The following is a 16,344-nucleotide window of genomic DNA, read 5'->3' on the forward strand; positions in this document are numbered from 1 at the left end:
GCCGGGCACCCGAAGAAAATTCGACGAATTTTCTTCTCGCCGGTCGCGGTGCGACCGGCGTCTCGCCTGTCCGCGACACGCAACCCCTGAAAATTTGGTCGCTCTCGTCATGGACGGGGCGGGGCGGCTGGTCTAACGTCCCCCTCGGACCCAATGGCCCGGACCAACAGCCACGAGGTAAGTTCATGCAATATCACAGCCCCGAAAGCTTTGCCCAAGCCGCAAGGCTGGCCGCCGAAGCCGAGGGTGTCACCCGGTTTCTCGCCGGGGGGACCGATGTTCTGGTGCAGTTGCGCGCCGATATCGTCACCCCCGACACGCTGATCGACATCAAGAAGATTCCTGGCACCCAAGACATCACCCGCAACGGGGATGGCAGCTGGACGCTGGGTGCGGCTGTTCCCGGCGCCGAGCTGGGCGAGCACGCGGGGCTGGTCGACGACTGGCCCGGCGTGGTCGAGGCGATGAACCTGGTGGGATCCACCCAGGTGCAGGGTCGCGCGACGCTGACCGGCAATCTGTGCAACGGTTCGCCGGCCGCCGACTCCGTACCCGCCATGGTCGCGGCCTCCATGACCGCGACCGTGACCGGCCCCGATGGCGAACGTGTCGTCGCGGTCGAGGATATTCCGACCGGTCCGGGCCGCACCTCTCTGGCCAAGGGCGAACTGATCTCAGCCCTGCATATCCCGGCACGCGGCGAAAACGCGGGCGATGCCTATCTGCGCTTCATCCCGCGCAGCGAGATGGATATCGCCGTGGTGGGCTGTGCCGTCAACCTGCGCCTGGACGGGGACACCATCACCGAGGCGCGCGTCTCGCTGGGTGCCGTGGCGCCGACCGTTCTGCTGGTCGGGGACGCTGCTGCCGCGATCATTGGCTCCACGCTGGATGACGCCGCGCTGGATCGTCTGGCGGCCGCCGCCTCGGCCGCCTGCAAGCCGATCGACGACAAGCGCGGCACGATCGCGTTCCGTACCGAGGTTGCCGGCGTGCTGGCCAAGCGTGTCGCGCGCATCGCATATGCCCGGGCCAAGGGCGAAATCATCAAGGGGCATCACGGATGAGCAAGATCCACGTATCCACCACCGTCAACGGCGATGCGGTCGAGTATCTGTGCGACCCGCGCGAAACCCTGCTGGACTGCCTGCGCGACAAGCTCAGCCTGACCGGCGCCAAGGAAGGTTGCGGCACCGGCGATTGCGGCGCCTGTTCGGTGACGCTCGACGGGCGGCTGGTCTGCTCCTGCCTGGTGCTGGGGGTCGAGGCCGAGGGCAAGGAGATCGGCACGGTCGAAGGCATCGCCGAGGGCGATGTGCTGCATCCGCTGCAACAGAAGTTCATCGACTATGCCGCGCTGCAATGCGGCATCTGCACCCCCGGCATCCTGGTCGCGGCCAAGGCGCTGCTGGAGCAGAACCCCGACCCGACCGAGGAAGAGGTGCGGTTCTGGCTGGCCGGCAACCTGTGCCGCTGCACCGGCTATGACAAGATCATCCGCGCCGTGATGGACACGGCCCGCGACATGAGGGAGGCGGTATAATGGCGCTCGACGATCGTAAATCCGACGGTTTCACCTTTGTCGGCACCCGTCCGAACCGGCCCGACGGGTTGGACAAGGTCACCGGCCGCGCCCGGTTCGGCGCCGATGCGTCGGCCCCCGGCATGCTGCATGGCGCCATCCTGCGCAGCCCGCACGCCCATGCCCGCATCCTGCGCATCGACACGTCCAAGGCCGAGGCGCTGAAGGATGTGAAGGCCGTGGTCACCCGTGCCGATTTCTCGGACAAGGTGGAGTTTGCGCCGGGGTTGGAGGGTGATTTCTGGAACATCCTCGAAAACGTCATGGCAGGCGACAAGGCGCTCTATGACGGGCATGCGGTGGCCGCGGTTGCGGCGACTTCGGCGCTGGCTGCCCGCGATGCGCTCAAGCTGATCGAGGTGGAATACGAGGTCCTGCCCCATGTGACGGATGTGGACAAGGCGATGCTGATGGATGCCCCGGTGATCCGTCAGGGGGCCGCGGACTATTCCGTGCCCGAGGGGATGCATCCCAACGTTGTGCGCAAACATGAAAGCGGTCATGGCGATGTCGAGGCGGGTTTTGCCGAGGCCGATCTGGTGATCGAGGATCACTTTACCACCGAGGCGACCCACCAGGGCTATATCGAACCGCATGCCTGCCTCGCCACGCTGGGGGCCGATGGCAAGGGCGAGCTGTGGTGCTGCACCCAGGGTCACTGGATTGTGCAGAAAACCTGTGCCGCGCTTCTGGGGATCGAGACCGCCAACCTGCGTGTGACCGCCTCGGAAATCGGGGGCGGCTTTGGTGGCAAGACCACCGTGTTCATCGAGCCGGTGGCGCTGGCACTGTCGCGCAAGGCCAACAAGCCGGTGAAACTGGTGATGAGCCGGTCCGAGGTGTTCCGCGCCACCGGACCGACCGCCTCGGCCTCGATGGATATCAAGATCGGCATGAAGAAGGACGGCACGCTGACCGCGGCCCAAGGCACGTTCCGCCTGCAGGGCGGCGCCTTTCCCGGTGGTCCGGCGGACTTCACCGCCATGTGCGCCTTTGCCCCCTATAACCTGCCACATGTGCGCCAGGTGGGCTATGACGTGATGACCAACCGGCCCAAACAGGCGGCCTATCGCGCGCCCGGCTCGCCCATGGCGGCCTTTGCGGTGGAATCGGTGATCGACGAGCTGTGCAATCAACTGGGACTCGACCCGATCGAGGTGCGGCTCAAGAATGCCTCGCGCGAGGGGACCAAGGCGAGCTATGGGCCCAGGTTCCAGCGCATCGGCCTGGTCGAAACGCTGGAGGCGGCCAAGGCGCATCCCCATTACACCGCGCCGCTGAAACCGGGGCAGGGGCGGGGGATTTCCTGCGGGTTCTGGTTCAACCATGGTGGCGAGACCTCGGTCTCTCTGGCGCTGAGCGAAGATGGCTCGGCCCAGGTCATGGTGGGCACGCCGGATATCGGCGGCAGCCGCGCCTCGATGGCGCTGATGGCGGCCGAGGTGCTGGGCATCCCCTACGAGAACATCCGGGTGACCATCGCAGACACCGCCACGCTGGGCTATAACGACGTGAGCCATGGCAGCCGGGTGACCTATGCCAGCGGGCTGGCCACCATCAAGGCGGCGCGCCACGCGGTCGAGAAACTGTGTGAGCGGGCGGCGAAGAAATGGGGCATCCCGGTGGATGCGGTGAAATGGGAAAACGGCTGCGCGGTGCCCTCGGGACCGAATGCGGGCGAATTCGACCCGCTGCCGCTGGCCGATATCACCGCCGATATGGGGCGCACGGGCGGGCCGATCTCGGGCCATTTCGAGGCGACACCCGAAGGCGCGGGCGTCAGCTTTGCCACCCATATCGTGGATGCCGAGGTGGACCCCGAGACCGGCAAGACCAAGGTCGTGCGCTATACGGTGGTGCAGGATGCCGGCAAGGCGATCCATCCTACTTATGTCGAAGGGCAGTTTCAGGGCGGTGCGGCGCAGGGCATCGGCTGGGCGCTGAACGAGGAATACATCTATGGCGCCGATGGGCGGCTGCAGAACAGCGTCTTCCTCGACTATCGCATTCCGGTGGCCAGCGATCTGCCGATGATCGACACGGTGATCGTCGAGGTGCCCAATCCGGGCCATCCGTTCGGCGTACGCGGGGTCGGCGAAACCTCGATCTGTCCGCCGCTGGCGGCCATTGCCAACGCGGTCTCGGCCGCCGCCGGCGCGCGGATGCGGCAATTGCCGATGTCGCCGCCGCGTATCCTGGCGGCGCTCAAGGCGGATGGTTGAGGTCCATCTCTGGTCCGGCCTGCGGTCGCTGGCCGGGGGCTGCGAGGTTGTCTCGGTCGAGGCCCGCGATACCGGCGAGATGCTGCGCGCCCTGGTGCGCGCGCATCCCGAATTGCAGGCGCCCATCGACGCGGGCGTCTCGGTTGCCATCGACGGGCGGGTGATCGCCTCGGGCCTGACCGAACCGATCCCGGACGGGGCCGAGGTCTATCTGATGCAGCGCTTGCGGGGCGGGTAGGCTCCCGCCCCCCTCGGCGCCCCTTGCGGGACGCCTGCGGGCGTTGGGCCGGGCGCCGCTGCGCGGCGGATCTTTTGCGAGGCGCTGCCTCGCGCTCCGGAGTATTTGCGGGGGAATGAAGGAGTGGGCGCCTGTTCTTTCCTCTTGCTGAAAATATCCCGGGGGAGTCACCGAAGGTGACGGGGGCAGCGCCCCCAGCTAAGGGTCAACCGCGCGGGTCGTCGATATCCTGGGCGAACCGGCGCGGCATCAGGCCGGATTGGAACCATGTGACCATCGAGTAGATGGAATAGACCGGCAGACCTGTGCGCCTGCGCAGATCGGCGGCATAGGGCACCATATTGGTGCATTCGAGAACGATGGCGCCCGCATCGGGTTGCTGCGCCAGGATCTGATCGGCCGCATCCAGCATGTCATGACGACAGGCGGCGAAGTCGATCTGAGGTGCGTCACCCAGGATGTCGCGGGTAAAGGCACGCCCGCCATCCGTGCCGAAGACCGGCGTATCCGCAGGCACGCCGGCGGCGGACAGATGGGCGGGGCTCAGGGTCGCTTTGGAGATGGTCAGGATCACCGCTTTTCTGCCCGGCGGCAGAAGGGCCTGTACCATCGGCACCTGCATCAGCGAGGAAGTTGCCACCGGCACGCCGAGGGCCGCGCGCAACTCGTCCTGAACCAGCGCGAGAAAGCCGCAATTGGTGGTGATCCCGTCCGCGCCGGTGGCCACCAGATCGCGACCCGCCTCGACAAAGGCGTCGAGCAGTACGCGGGGATCGCCGCGCACCACCTTGTCGGGCGAGGCGCCGCGCACCACCCTGTAATGCACCGGAAAGGGCCAGGTCATCGCATTGCCCATATCGCCGGGAATGCGGGGAAAGCGGGTTTCCAGCATCAGGATGCCGACCGTGGCACCAAAGACCGTCTTGCCGCCGGATTGTAGGGACATGTTTGCCTCAGAGTTCGGGAACATAGAGTTGGGCATAGGCATCGCGCACCGCCTGGGTCGCCCCTTCGCGGCGGCGTTCGATATGGGCGCGCATCTCGGCCATGGCGCCCTCGGCATCATGGCGGGCCACCGCGTCGAGGATGCGCTGATGCGCCGAAACCATGGTCTGGCCCTGCGGCCCCAGCGATTGCAGGCGGCGCAGGTCGATCAGGCGCAGATAGCGGATGCGGTCGTTGAGATTGTCGAGCATGCGCGCCAGTTCGCCATTGCCCGACAGCGCGCAGAGCCGTGTGTGAAACCACTCATCCATGCTGAGCAGCGTTTCGGTATCGGCGCGCGCGGTATAGTCGGGCGCGATATCCTCGAGGTCCTGCATCAGGATGGCGATCTCGCGCTCGTCGCCGCGCAGGGCGGCGAGCCGCGCTGCCTCGACCTCGACCGCGACGCGGGCCTCGTAGAGATCCATCACCAGTTCCGGCGAAAGCGAGCGGCAGAAGAAACCGCGCCCCGAACGGAAGGTCAGGAAGCCCTCGGCCACCAGCCGGTTCAGCGCCTCGCGGATCGGGGTGCGCGAGGCGTCGAGTTGGGTTGCCAGCGCGCTTTCGTTGATGCGGGCGTCGGGCTTGAAGGCGAAATCCGCCGCCATGCGGCGGAGCGCCTCGTAAAGCCGGTCAACATTGCTTTCTGATTTGGTCATTCGGCGCCTCGATTTCGGGGGAACAATATCGCGGGGTTGACTTGTGCGCAAGATGTGATGCAGAGCTGTATACAATTCTGAACGCAAATTCTGTGAGGACGAGTCGCATGGACAACCGGATGAATGGCGCCGAGGCGATGGTGCGCATGCTCGAGGCGCAGGGGGTGCGGCATATCTTTGGTCTCTGCGGCGATACCACCTTGCCGTTTTATGATGCGATGCTGCGACTCGATCATCAGATCACCCATGTGCTGACCCGTGACGAGCGCTGTGCCACCTATATGGCCGATGGCTATTCCCGCGTGACGGGGCGCGTCGGTGTGGCCGAGGGGCCGTCGGGCGGTGGCGCCACCTATATCCTGCCAGGGCTGATCGAGGCCTCGGAAAGCTCTTATGCGGTGTTGGGGATCACCACCGATATCTCGGTCGCCTCTTACGGAAAATACCCGCTGACCGAGGTGGATCAAAAGGCGCTGATGGCGCCCCTGACCAAGTGGAACACGGTGATCAGCCGCGCCGATCACATCCCGCGCATGGTGCGGGCGGCGTTTCGCGCGATGACCACCGGGCGCTCGGGCGCGGCGCATATCGGCCTGCCCTATGATGTGCAATACGACCCGGTCGATGCCGCCGATATCTGGGCCGATCCGGCAACCGCCAGCTATCCCGCCTATCCACAGTCCCCCGCGCCCGGCGCGGCCGAAGCGGCGGTTGAGGCGATCCTGTCGGCGAAAGACCCGCTCATCGTTTGCGGTGGCGGTGTGGTGATCGCGCAAGCCTCGGAGGAGCTGGACCGGCTTGCCACCCGGCTCGACATTCCGGTGGCCACCTCGATCTCGGGGCAGGGATCGCTGGCCGAGACCCATCCCAACTGTCTGGGCGTCGTGGGGTCGAACGGTGGCACCGACGAGACATGGGAGATGATGGAGGCAGCCGATCTGGTGGTGTTCATGGGCTGCCGGGCGGGGTCCACCACAACCGCGCGGTGGGAGGCGCCGAAGCCGGGCACCCGGATCGTGCATTTCGACAATGACCCGATGGTGATGAACGCCAATTACCGGACCGAGGTGGCGGTGGTGGGCGATCTGCGGCTGGCACTGGCAGAGGTGAACGCGGTGCTGGACGCCCGGGCGCAGGGCGCCGATACCTTTGGCGGCGCGGCGGCGATTGCCGAAAAGAAACGCCGCAAGTTCGAGGCATTCGAGGTGCTGGCGCGGTCGGAACAGGCGCCGATCCGGCCAGAGCGGGTGATCCGCGCGCTGATGAACACGCTGCCCGAGGATGCGACCGTGGTGTCCGATCCCGGCACCAGCTGCCCCTATTTCTCGGCCTATTACCAATTGCCGCGTCCGGGGCGGCATTTCATCACCAACCGCGCGCATGGGGCGCTGGGGTATTCGCTGTCTGCGGCGTTGGGCGCCTGGTACGGGCGGCCCGCGTCCAAGACTGTGGCGCTGATGGGTGACGGGTCGTTCGGGTTCACGGTGGGCGAGTTGGAGACCGTCTGCCGGTCGCGGGCGCCGATCACCTATGTGGTGTTTTCCAATGCGACATTCGGCTGGATCAAGGCCAGCCAGTTCGCCGACAAGAACGCGCGCTATTACAACGTCGATTTCAACCGCACCGACAACGCGGCCATCGCGGCGGCCTATGGGGTGAAATCCTGGCGGGTCGAGGACCCGGCCGATCTGGAGCGGGTGCTGGGTGAGGCGATTGCCCATGACGGGCCGACACTGGTCGACGTGATCACCCAGCCGCTGGAGGAAAGCAATGCCCCCGTCCGCCGCTGGATGGGGTAAGGCGGACGAGGGCAGGGCAGGCGGTTCGGGAGGGCCGCCTGGAGCGGGCCGCGCGCTTGGGCGGTCACGCGGCGCGCTCTGGTGCGTGTGGGTCTCTACCCGATCTGGCGGGCGCTGCCCGAAACGCGGACGCCTTGGCCGGGGGTGTCGCCGATCTCGACCCTGAGCAGCGAGCGGGCGCCCATATCCTCGCCCTGCACGATGTCGATCGCGCCGCCATGCGGCCAGCCGATGTCGCGCAGATACCCCGCCAGCGCGGCGGCGGCGGCACCGGTTGCCGGATCCTCCAGCACACCGCCGATGGCAAAGGCGTTGCGGCTGTGGAACCGCTGCGGGGTTTCGACCCAGAGCAGATTTATTGTGGTGAACCCGTTCAGCCGCATATAGGCGGCGCCCCGGTTCAGATCGTATTCCATCGTTGCCAGCCGGGCGCGGTCGCGCAGCGCCAGCACAAGGTGATCGTTGCCCGCATTGGCCACGGCAGCGGGCAGGGTCGGCTCCAGATCGCTATCATCGAGACCGAAGAGCGCCAATGCGGCCTCCAGCACCTCGGCCTCTACCGCGCCGCTGCGGGTGGGGGGCGAGATCAGCGCCGCCTGCACCCGGTCGCCATGGCGCTGCCCCTCGACCGAGATACCGGCATCGTTGAGCTGCAGGGCATAGGTGCCGTCGCCGAATCGACCGGCGAGCGTCGCCCCCAATGCGATGGTGGCATGGCCGCAGAATGCGACCTCGCCCACCGGTGCGAAGTAGCGCACCCGCCAGCCCGCACCCTCTGGCGCGGCAAAGGCGGTCTCGGAATAGCCGACCTCGGCCGCGATGCGCTGCATCTCTTCCTCGGCGGGCATCTGGTCGGCGATCACCACGCCGGCCGGGTTTCCGCCCAGGGCACCGTCGGAAAAGGCGGCGATCCGGTCCACATGTGCTGTCATATCAAATCCTCCTGTGGGAGAGGGTCCCGCCAGAGCAGGACCCTGGTCCTTAGTTAATACGTGCCAGAAAGTCTTTCATCTCGGCGGCGATTTCGGTCCCGTATTCCTCGAGCGCGAAATGCCCGGTATCGAGGATGTGGAACTCCAGATCGGTCAGATCGTCCTTGTAGGGATGCGCGCCCGCCTCGGGAAAGATCACGTCGTTCTTGCCCCACATCAGCAGCGCGGGCGGCTGATGTTCGCGAAACAGCGCCTGCCATTTCGGGTATTCGGCGAGGTTGGTGCCGTAATCGAGGAACATCTCCAACTGCACCTCCTGATTGCCCGGACGGTCGAGCAGGTATTGTACGTGCCAGAAATTGTCCGGGCTGATCGCGTCGGGGTTCTGGGTGCCATGGGTGAACTGCCATTTGGTGGCATCCAGCGTCAGAAAGGCGCGCAGCGCATCGCCATTGGCGACCGAGGGGTCGGCCCAATAGGCTTTCATCGGGTCCCAGAACTCGCGCAGGCCCTCTTCATAGGCATTGCCGTTCTGGATGATGAAACCGGTGACCCGCTCGGGGTCTTCGGCGAACATGCGATAGCCCACCGGCGCGCCGTAATCCATCAGATAGACGGCATAGTCATCCACGCCCTTGGCATCCAGAAGCTGGGTCATCAGCCGGGCGGTGCCGGCAAAGCTGTAGTCATATTCCGCCGCATCCGGCATCTCCGAGGCGCCGAAACCGGGATAATCGGGCGCGATCACGTGATACTCGGCGGCCAGTTCCGGGATCAGGTTGCGGAACATATGCGACGAGGTCGGAAAACCATGCAGAAGCAGCACGGTCGGATTGGTCGGGTCGCCCGCCTCGCGATACGCGATCTTGAGCCCCTCCAGCGTCTCGGCGCGGAAATGCGTCTGGACGGGCTCGGCGGCAAGCAGGCTGGAGGGCAGGATGTAGAACCCCAGCGTCATGACCCCGGCGGAGAACAGCGATCCCGCGGTGATGGTGGCGGCGGTATTGAGCAATGTGCGAAGCATGTCGAAAGCTCCCTTTGACAATGAGTTGGGTTTTGGTCTTGGGACTTGAAGAGGTGGGGCCGGTCTGTCCGGCCTAATCCTGCTCGGACAACTGTTGTTTCAGCCGTTCGTTTTCCGCCCTGAGCTGCGCCAGCTCGGCGCCAAGCGCATTCAGATGCGGGGCCAGTTCGGCCTCGGTATAGCGGGGGGTGATGTGCTGGGGGCAGTTCCAGTCCAGCCCCTCGACCGAGATGATGGCGGCGCGTTCAGCCGGGTGGGTCTGCCCGTCGGGCAGCAGGCTGGCGGCGGCCTCGGGCCCTTCGGTGAATTTCATCCGGCCGAGGATTTTCAGCCGCCGCTGGTTGGCGTAATCCATCAGGATCAGCGCCACCCGGCTGTTGCCGTCCAGATTGCCGCGCGAGATATACTGCCGGTTGCCGGACAGGTCCGCATAGCCGATCGTGCGCGGCCCCAGCACCCGCAGGAACCCGGCGGGCCCGCCGCGATACTGCACATAGGGCCAGCCGATTTCAGACACCGTGGCCTGATAGAACCCGTCCCGCGCCTCGATGAAGGCCTGTTCGGCAGGCCCGATCTCATGCCCCTGCTGCGGGCCGCCCTCGATGAATTTGGCATAGCTGCGGGCGGAGCCGAGCCGTTCCTGATGGGCACGCACGGCGGGGGTGAAGGTCAGCTGGGAAAAGGCGCGGGGCATCGTTCTATCTCCGTTCAGAGGCCAAGTTCGGTCAGGCCGGGATGGTCGTCGGGGCGGGGCCCGAGAGGCCAGTGAAACAGACGCTCATCCTCGGTGATGGGCAGGTCGTTCAGCGAGGTGTGGCGGGCCGACATGCGGCCATCCTCGTCGAATTCCCAGTTCTCGTTTCCGTAGGATCGGAACCAGTTGCCGCTGTCGTCGTGCCATTCATAGGCATAGCGCACCGCGATGCGGTTGCCGGACCAGGCCCACAGCTCCTTGATCAGGCGATAGTCCAGCTCCTTGTCCCATTTGCGGGTCAGAAAGGCGTGGATGTCGTCATGTCCGGTGACGAATTCGGCCCGGTTGCGCCAGCGGCTGTCGTCGGAATAGGCGGGCGTCACCACGTCGGCGCTGCGGCTGTTCCAGCCGTTTTCGGCCAGGCGCACTTTTTCAGCGGCGGTTTCGGCGGTGAAGGGGGGCAGTGGGGGGCGTGTCATTGGGGGTATCCCGTGTCAGGCGATGGAAGCGGCCAGAATTGCCAGCGTCAGAAGCAGGGGAACATGTCTTGTCGGGAAAAGGGCATAGCGGCGTCGCATGGCGTTAATCCTTGGGTGTACCGATCTGTTAACTTGCCCTCAAGGTGTACTGATCGGTAAACTTTTGCAAGTCCTTTTGTGCAGATTTTTTCGTGGCAGGAGGCGTGGCGGAAAAACTTCATTTCGTGACAAATGGTTACCCCCGATGATTTGCACATCGCGACCGGCGTGTTTATGTACCGATCAGTAACCCAAGGACGAATCATGCGACCGAACAAGAAAGACGAACTGGTGCGAAAGGCGTTGACGGTGTTCTACCGGGACGGGTTTCACGCCACAGGCATGGACAAGCTGGTGGCCGAGACCGGGGTGTCGAAGACCTCGATCTATAAACACTTCCGCACCAAGGAAGAGTTGATCGTCGCGGTGCTGAAACTGCGCGACGAGAATTTTCGGGCCTGGTTCGAGTCACGGGTGAATGAACTGGCCGATACGCCTGCCGACAAGTTCCTGGCCGCTTTTGATGCTCTGGGAGAGTGGTTCGAGGAAGACAGCTATCGCGGCTGCATGTTCATCAATGCGGGCGCCGAGTATCAGTGCAAGGACGACCCGATCCGGATGGAGGCCGCGCATCACAAGCAGGTTCTGCTGGATTACTTCACCGATCTGGCCCGGCAGGCCGGGGCCCGAGACCCCGAGGCGCTGGGATGCCAGATCCTGCTGCTGAAAGAGGGCGCGATCGTCATGTCCTCGCTGATGGGCACGACCAAACCGGCCTGCGATGCCAAGGACACGGCACGCATCCTGCTGGACCACGCGCTGAAAGGTTAGGGCGCGGGCAGGCCGCGCCCCAGGGTGTCAGGCGAGGGCGCGACCCTCGGCCACATGTTTCCTGAGGATCTCGGGCGGGGCGAACCGGTTTCCGTATTTGCCGGCCAGTTCCTCGCACCGGGCCAGGAACCGGGCCGGGCCATAGGTGTTGACGTATTGGATATAACCGCCGGTATGAACCGGCGCGCCGATCCCCAGGATCGAGCCGATATTGCCATCCTCGACCGTGCGCAGCACGCCTTCCTCGAGACAGCGCAGGCTTTCCAGCACGGCGCGGAACAGGATGCGATCCTTGATATCGGCGTCGGGGATATCGGCCCCCTCCTTGCGCCAGGCGGCCAATCCCGGCCAGATCGTCTTGCCCTGACTGTCATAGTCATAGAACCCCTTGCCGGTGGCGCGGCCATGGCGGCCGTGCTGGCTGATCATCTCGGCCAGCATGGCGCGGGCGGCAGGGTTCTGTTCCTTGTCAGGGTCCAAGAGGCCCATTTCCACCTGGGTGTTGTAGATGTCGGTGACCAGCTTGATCTGCACCTCGTCGAGCAACGACAACATGCCGGTGGGCATGCCGGTGAGGCGCGACAGGTTGTCGACGCGCACCGGATCATGCCCCTCGGCCACCAGTTCCACCGCCTCGATGATCTTGGTGCCGATGGTGCGCGAGGTATAGAACCCGGTGCTGTCACCCACGATGATCGGGGTCTTGCGGATCTGGCGGGCAAAGTCGAAGGCGCGCGCCAGCGTCTCGTCCGAGGTCTTCTCTCCGGCGATGATCTCCAACAGGGGCATCTTGTCGACGGGTGAAAAGAAGTGCAGGCCAACGAAATTCTCGGGCCGCGCGGCGCCCGTGGCCAGCCGGGTGATCGGCAGGGTCGAGGTGTTCGAGCCCCAGATGCCGTTTTCGGCCAAGAGTGCCTCATGCTCGGCCAGCACCGCATCCTTGACGTCGATCTTTTCGAACACCGCCTCGATGATCAGGTCGCAACCTTTCAGGTCGTCGGCCTTGTCGGTCGGGGTGATCAGGGCCAGCACCGCCTCGCGCTCCTCGGCGCTCATCCGGCCCTGTTTGACGCGTTTGTCCAACAGACCGGCCGTATAGGCCTTGCCGCGCTCAGCGGCCTCCATCGTCTGGTCCTTGAGCACCACGGGCAACCCCGCCGTGGCGGCGGAAAAGGCGATGCCCTGTCCCATCATGCCGGCGCCCAGGATGCCGAGGCGCTGCACCTTGGAGGGCGGCACGCCCTTGGGCCGACTGGCGCCGCCGTTGACCTTGTTCATGCCGAAGAACAGCGTCTCGATCATGTTCTTGGTGCTGGCCAACGGAGTCAGCGAGACGAAACGGCGGCTTTCATAGCGGGTGGCGGTGTCGAAATCGACCTTGCCCGCCGCCTCGGTCATGATGTCGAGAATGCGTGCAGGCGCAGGCATCAGCCCGCGCGTCTTCTTGTAGAGCATCGCGGCGGCGCCCGCGATGCGGGTCATGTTATGCGGCGCGGTCGAGGGGCCGCCGGGGATCTTGTAGCCCTTGGTGTCCCAGGGCTGGGTCACCGCGGCCGCATCGCCCTGCACCGACAGGATGTATTCCTTTGCGCGGGTGAGCAGTTGATCGGCAGGCACCACCTGATGGATCAGCCCGGCCTTCAGCGCCTTGTCGGGCGAGACCTGCCGCCCTTCGAGCAGGAAGGGCATCGCGCCTTCCAGCCCCAGCATCCAGGTCAAACGCACGACGCCACCGCCGCCGGGCAACAGGCCCAGTGTGACCTCGGGCAGGCCGATCTTGGTTTTCGGATTGTCGGCGGCGATACGGTGGTTGCAGGCCAGGCAGATCTCGAACCCGCCACCCAGTGCCGCGCCATTGATCGCGGCGACATGGGGCACGGGCTGTTTCTCCATCCGGCGCATCACGGCCTTGGTCGCCTCGACCGATTGAAACAGCGCCTCGACCCCGTCAGGCTCGATGCTTTTCAGCATCTTCAGATCGCCCCCGGCAAAGAACGTGTCCTTGGCCGAGGTCCAGATCACGCCTTTCAGCTCCGGTTCCGCTTCAAGCCTGTCCATGGTCGCGGCAAAGAGCGGCCAGAACTCGGCATTCATCGCATTGACCGGCCCGTCCATGTCCATGGTCACGGTGACGATGCCGTCGGCATCCTTTGCATAGTGAAAATCACCCATTCTGCCGCTCCCTTACAGACGTTCGATCAGGGTCGAGATGCCCATGCCGCCACCGACACAGAGCGAGATCATCGCTCGCTTGGCGCCCCGGCGCTCCAACTCGTCCAGCACGGTCGAGACCAGCATGCCGCCCGTGGCACCCAGCGGGTGGCCCATGGCGATGGCGCCGCCGTTCACATTGGTGATCTCGTGGTCGATATCCAGGTCCTTCATGTAGCGCAGCGCGACCGAGGCAAAGGCCTCGTTGATTTCCCAGATGTCGATGTCCGAAACCTTCAGCCCCGCCTTGGCGAGGCATTTCTTGGCCGCGGGTCCGGGTCCCGCGAGCATGATCACCGGATCGGTAGCGATGACCGTGGCCGAAACGATGCGCGCGCGCGGCTCCAGCCCCAGATCGCGCCCCGCCTTTTCCGAGCCGATCAGCACGGCGGACGACCCATCGACGATACCCGAACTGTTGCCCGGCGTATGCACATGGTTGATCCGCGCCACCTGGGGATACTTGGCCAGCGCCATGTCATCATAGCCAAAGGCGCCCATACCCGCGAACGAGGGGTTGAGCGCGCCCAGCTTCTGCATGTCGGTGTCGGGCTTGATGAAATCGTCCCGCTCCAGGATGGTCAGGCCGTTTTCATCCTTCACCGGCACCACCGAGCGGTCGAACCAGCCGCTGTCGCGCGCATGCGCGGCGCGGCGCTGGCTTTCCATGGCGAAGGCGTCCACATCCTCGCGGCTGTAGCCGTCGATGGTGGCGATCAGGTCGGCGCCGATCCCTTGCGGGGCCGAGTTCTGGTCGATCACGAAATCGGGGTCGGTGAACATCGCGCCACCCTGGCTGAGCATGGGGATGCGGCTCATCGATTCGATGCCGCCCGCGACCACCAGCTCCTCCTGATCCGATCCCACCTTGGCGGCGGCCATGTTCACCGCCTCAAGCCCCGAGGCGCAGAAGCGGTCAAGCTGGACACCCGGCACCGCCTCGTCCCAATGGGCCGCCTGCACGGCGGCCTTGGCGACACAGGCACCCTGATCGCCCACCGGCGCGGTGCAGCCCAGGATCACGTCGCCCACGCGCGCGGTGTCCATGTCGTGCCGAGCCTGCATTTCGCGCAAAAGACCGGCGGCCAGCTGGATCGGCTTCACTTCGTAAAGCGCGCCGCTGGCCTTGCCGCGCGACCGGGGCGTGCGCAGCGCGTCATAGATATAGGCGGATGTTGCCATGACCGTTCCTCCTGAAGGTTTGGCGACAGCCTAGGGGCGGGGCTGGTGCGAAAACAATGATCTGGCCGTGCAGAGAAATAGACATTAAGTGACAGGTATGGCGGTCACGATCCCGGCGACGATTGTTGCCAACATTCTCGAAGGCGCGGTGGCGCGTGGTGCCGATCCGGCAGCCATTCTCGCGCGGGCGGGGCTGCCGGGGATTGTCGGCGCGCTGGAGGCGCCGGATTTCGTGCGTCTGGTGCGTGCGGTGACACTGGCACTGGATGATGAACTGGCCGGATTGCAGGACCGGGCTCAGCGGGTGGGGACGCATGCGATCATGGCTGCCCATGTCAGCCATGCGGATACTCTGGGTGCGGCTTATGGCCGGGCGACCGGGTTCATGGACCTTATGGACAATTCCTTTCGTTTCTCACTGCGTGAGAGTGGTGCCAGCCTGCTTTTCGAGATGACGCGCATCCCCGGGCGCACGGTGCTGAACACGACAGCGGTTGAAATGGTGCTGGTTCTGGTCGGGCGCATGCTGGCCTGGATGGTGGGCAATCGCGGCGCGTTGAACGGTGCCTGGTTCGAACATGCCGCGCCTGGACATGCCAGCGCCTATCGCGCCATGTTCCAGCGGGCGCCGATGCAATTCGGCCAAAGCTCTTCGGGGCTGGCAATCCCGCGGGCGCTGACACGGCTGCCGGTGCTGCGCAACGAGGAGCAGGCAACGGCCTATGCCCGGCGCACGCCGCTTGACGCATTCCTGCCTCAGGACGCATCTGCCGGTCTGCCGCTTGAGGTGGCGGTGGCGGTGGAAACCTGCCTGTCGGTCGAGGGGCGGCTGCCCGACATGGTCCACGTCGCCGCCACCCTGCAAATGGCGCCGCATACGTTGCGGCGGCGGCTCAAGGCAGACGGGGTGGATTATTCCGATATCCGCAAACAGGTGCGCCGCGACATGGCGGTGCGCCTGTTGGCCACCACCGGGGACAGCGTCGAAGCCATCGCCGCCCAGACCGGGTTTTCCGAGGCAAGCGCCTTTATCCGCGCCTTTCGAAGCTGGACGGGCCTGACCCCGCGTGCCTATCGGAAATCGGAATTGTAAAGTGGCGGGTGATCAGTCGTTGCCGCAGAACAGGGAATAGAGCAACCCGATCACCTGTTCCGTATTGCTGTCGGACAGAGAATAGAAAACGGTCTTGCCTTCGCGCCGGGTGCTGACCAGCCCCTCTTCGCGCAGCCGGGCCAGCATTTGGCTGACCGCGGCCTGTCGGATCTCAAGGAGGTGCTCCAGTTGCCCGACCGATTTTTCACCCGCCCCCAGATGGCACAGGATCATCAAGCGCCCCTCATGCGCAAGCGTCTTGAGATAGCCCGCCGCGCGGGCGGCGTTGCTCGCCATATCATCGGGTGTATCTGGCGACAAAGGGGGGGCGTCTTGCACGGTCACTGTGGCGTCCTGTCCTCGTAAATGGCGTCA

The 16,344-nt window shown here is 65.1% G+C and carries 16 protein-coding genes; 7 read left to right on the forward strand and 9 right to left on the reverse strand.

All coding sequences use genetic code 11. The annotated features are described in order from the left end of the window. Nucleotides 1–185 precede the first annotated feature (185 nt). From MB818_RS16715 to MB818_RS16730, 4 genes are read left to right on the forward strand one after another with little or no spacing between them, the layout of a single operon-like run. Nucleotides 186–1,067, forward strand: a complete 882-nt coding sequence (locus MB818_RS16715; protein ID WP_234140318.1) for an FAD binding domain-containing protein — start codon at nucleotides 186–188, stop codon at nucleotides 1,065–1,067. Then, nucleotides 1,064–1,543 (forward strand): (2Fe-2S)-binding protein, encoded by a 480-nt coding sequence (locus MB818_RS16720; RefSeq protein ID WP_011242190.1) that lies wholly within the window; start codon nucleotides 1,064–1,066, stop codon nucleotides 1,541–1,543. The genes MB818_RS16715 and MB818_RS16720 overlap by 4 nt, the downstream gene beginning before the upstream one ends. Beyond that, nucleotides 1,543–3,804, forward strand: coding sequence for a xanthine dehydrogenase family protein molybdopterin-binding subunit (locus tag MB818_RS16725; RefSeq protein WP_234140317.1), 2,262 nt, complete (start codon nucleotides 1,543–1,545; stop codon nucleotides 3,802–3,804). Before MB818_RS16720 ends, MB818_RS16725 begins: the two co-directional genes overlap by 1 nt. Then, nucleotides 3,797–4,042, forward strand: coding sequence for a MoaD/ThiS family protein (locus MB818_RS16730; RefSeq protein ID WP_234140314.1), 246 nt, complete (start codon nucleotides 3,797–3,799; stop codon nucleotides 4,040–4,042). The genes MB818_RS16725 and MB818_RS16730 overlap by 8 nt, the downstream gene beginning before the upstream one ends. Nucleotides 4,043–4,247: 205 nt before the next feature. Here MB818_RS16730 and MB818_RS16735 read toward each other — a convergent pair whose 3' ends face one another. Next, nucleotides 4,248–4,988: an aspartate/glutamate racemase family protein gene (locus MB818_RS16735; RefSeq protein WP_238905787.1), complete on the reverse strand. Its 741-nt coding sequence runs from the start codon at nucleotides 4,986–4,988 to the stop codon at nucleotides 4,248–4,250. A 7-nt stretch (nucleotides 4,989–4,995) separates the two neighbouring features. Beyond that, nucleotides 4,996–5,685: a GntR family transcriptional regulator gene (locus MB818_RS16740; protein ID WP_234140310.1), complete on the reverse strand. Its 690-nt coding sequence runs from the start codon at nucleotides 5,683–5,685 to the stop codon at nucleotides 4,996–4,998. Between the two features lie 107 nt (nucleotides 5,686–5,792). On the opposite strand from MB818_RS16740, the gene MB818_RS16745 reads away from it, so the two are divergent. Further along, on the forward strand, nucleotides 5,793–7,484 hold the full coding sequence (locus MB818_RS16745; RefSeq protein WP_238905789.1) for a thiamine pyrophosphate-binding protein: 1,692 nt from the start codon (nucleotides 5,793–5,795) through the stop codon (nucleotides 7,482–7,484). 95 nt (nucleotides 7,485–7,579) lie between these two features. Here the strand turns inward: MB818_RS16745 and MB818_RS16750 are convergent, their stop codons facing one another. The 4 genes from MB818_RS16750 to MB818_RS16765 form a co-directional block, all read right to left on the reverse strand. After that, on the reverse strand, nucleotides 7,580–8,416 hold the full coding sequence (locus tag MB818_RS16750) for a PhzF family phenazine biosynthesis protein (protein ID WP_238905791.1): 837 nt from the start codon (nucleotides 8,414–8,416) through the stop codon (nucleotides 7,580–7,582). Nucleotides 8,417–8,465: 49 nt separating this feature from the next. Next, nucleotides 8,466–9,440: an alpha/beta fold hydrolase gene (locus MB818_RS16755; RefSeq protein ID WP_238905793.1), complete on the reverse strand. Its 975-nt coding sequence runs from the start codon at nucleotides 9,438–9,440 to the stop codon at nucleotides 8,466–8,468. 73 nt (nucleotides 9,441–9,513) lie between these two features. Beyond that, the gene (locus MB818_RS16760) at nucleotides 9,514–10,134 is read right to left on the reverse strand and encodes a pyridoxamine 5'-phosphate oxidase family protein (protein WP_011242198.1); all 621 of its coding nucleotides are present in this window, start codon (nucleotides 10,132–10,134) and stop codon (nucleotides 9,514–9,516) included. A gap of 14 nt (nucleotides 10,135–10,148) precedes the next feature. Beyond that, nucleotides 10,149–10,613 carry a nuclear transport factor 2 family protein gene (locus MB818_RS16765; protein WP_234140303.1) on the reverse strand — a complete coding sequence of 155 codons (465 nt, stop codon included), beginning with the start codon at nucleotides 10,611–10,613 and terminating at the stop codon, nucleotides 10,149–10,151. Nucleotides 10,614–10,916: 303 nt separating this feature from the next. Between MB818_RS16765 and MB818_RS16770 the strand changes: the two genes are divergently transcribed. After that, the gene (locus MB818_RS16770; RefSeq protein WP_238905795.1) at nucleotides 10,917–11,483 is read left to right on the forward strand and encodes a TetR/AcrR family transcriptional regulator; all 567 of its coding nucleotides are present in this window, start codon (nucleotides 10,917–10,919) and stop codon (nucleotides 11,481–11,483) included. A 27-nt stretch (nucleotides 11,484–11,510) separates the two neighbouring features. On the opposite strand, the gene MB818_RS16775 is transcribed toward MB818_RS16770, so the two are convergent. Together MB818_RS16775 and MB818_RS16780 are read right to left on the reverse strand one after the other, a co-directional pair. Further along, a complete protein-coding gene (locus MB818_RS16775; protein ID WP_238905797.1) occupies nucleotides 11,511–13,655 on the reverse strand; it encodes a 3-hydroxyacyl-CoA dehydrogenase NAD-binding domain-containing protein in 2,145 nt (714 codons plus the stop codon). Nucleotides 13,656–13,667: 12 nt separating this feature from the next. Next, nucleotides 13,668–14,876 (reverse strand): acetyl-CoA C-acetyltransferase, encoded by a 1,209-nt coding sequence (locus tag MB818_RS16780; protein WP_234143638.1) that lies wholly within the window; start codon nucleotides 14,874–14,876, stop codon nucleotides 13,668–13,670. A gap of 97 nt (nucleotides 14,877–14,973) precedes the next feature. Between MB818_RS16780 and MB818_RS16785 the strand changes: the two genes are divergently transcribed. Continuing rightward, nucleotides 14,974–15,969, forward strand: a complete 996-nt coding sequence (locus MB818_RS16785; protein ID WP_238905799.1) for an AraC family transcriptional regulator — start codon at nucleotides 14,974–14,976, stop codon at nucleotides 15,967–15,969. Nucleotides 15,970–15,981: 12 nt separating this feature from the next. On the opposite strand, the gene MB818_RS16790 is transcribed toward MB818_RS16785, so the two are convergent. Continuing rightward, nucleotides 15,982–16,266, reverse strand: coding sequence for an ArsR/SmtB family transcription factor (locus MB818_RS16790; RefSeq protein ID WP_234140296.1), 285 nt, complete (start codon nucleotides 16,264–16,266; stop codon nucleotides 15,982–15,984). Nucleotides 16,267–16,344: the final 78 nt, after the last annotated feature.

This window comes from Ruegeria alba (assembly GCF_022321465.1).
In the GTDB taxonomy this organism is placed as follows: domain Bacteria; phylum Pseudomonadota; class Alphaproteobacteria; order Rhodobacterales; family Rhodobacteraceae; genus Ruegeria_B; species Ruegeria_B alba.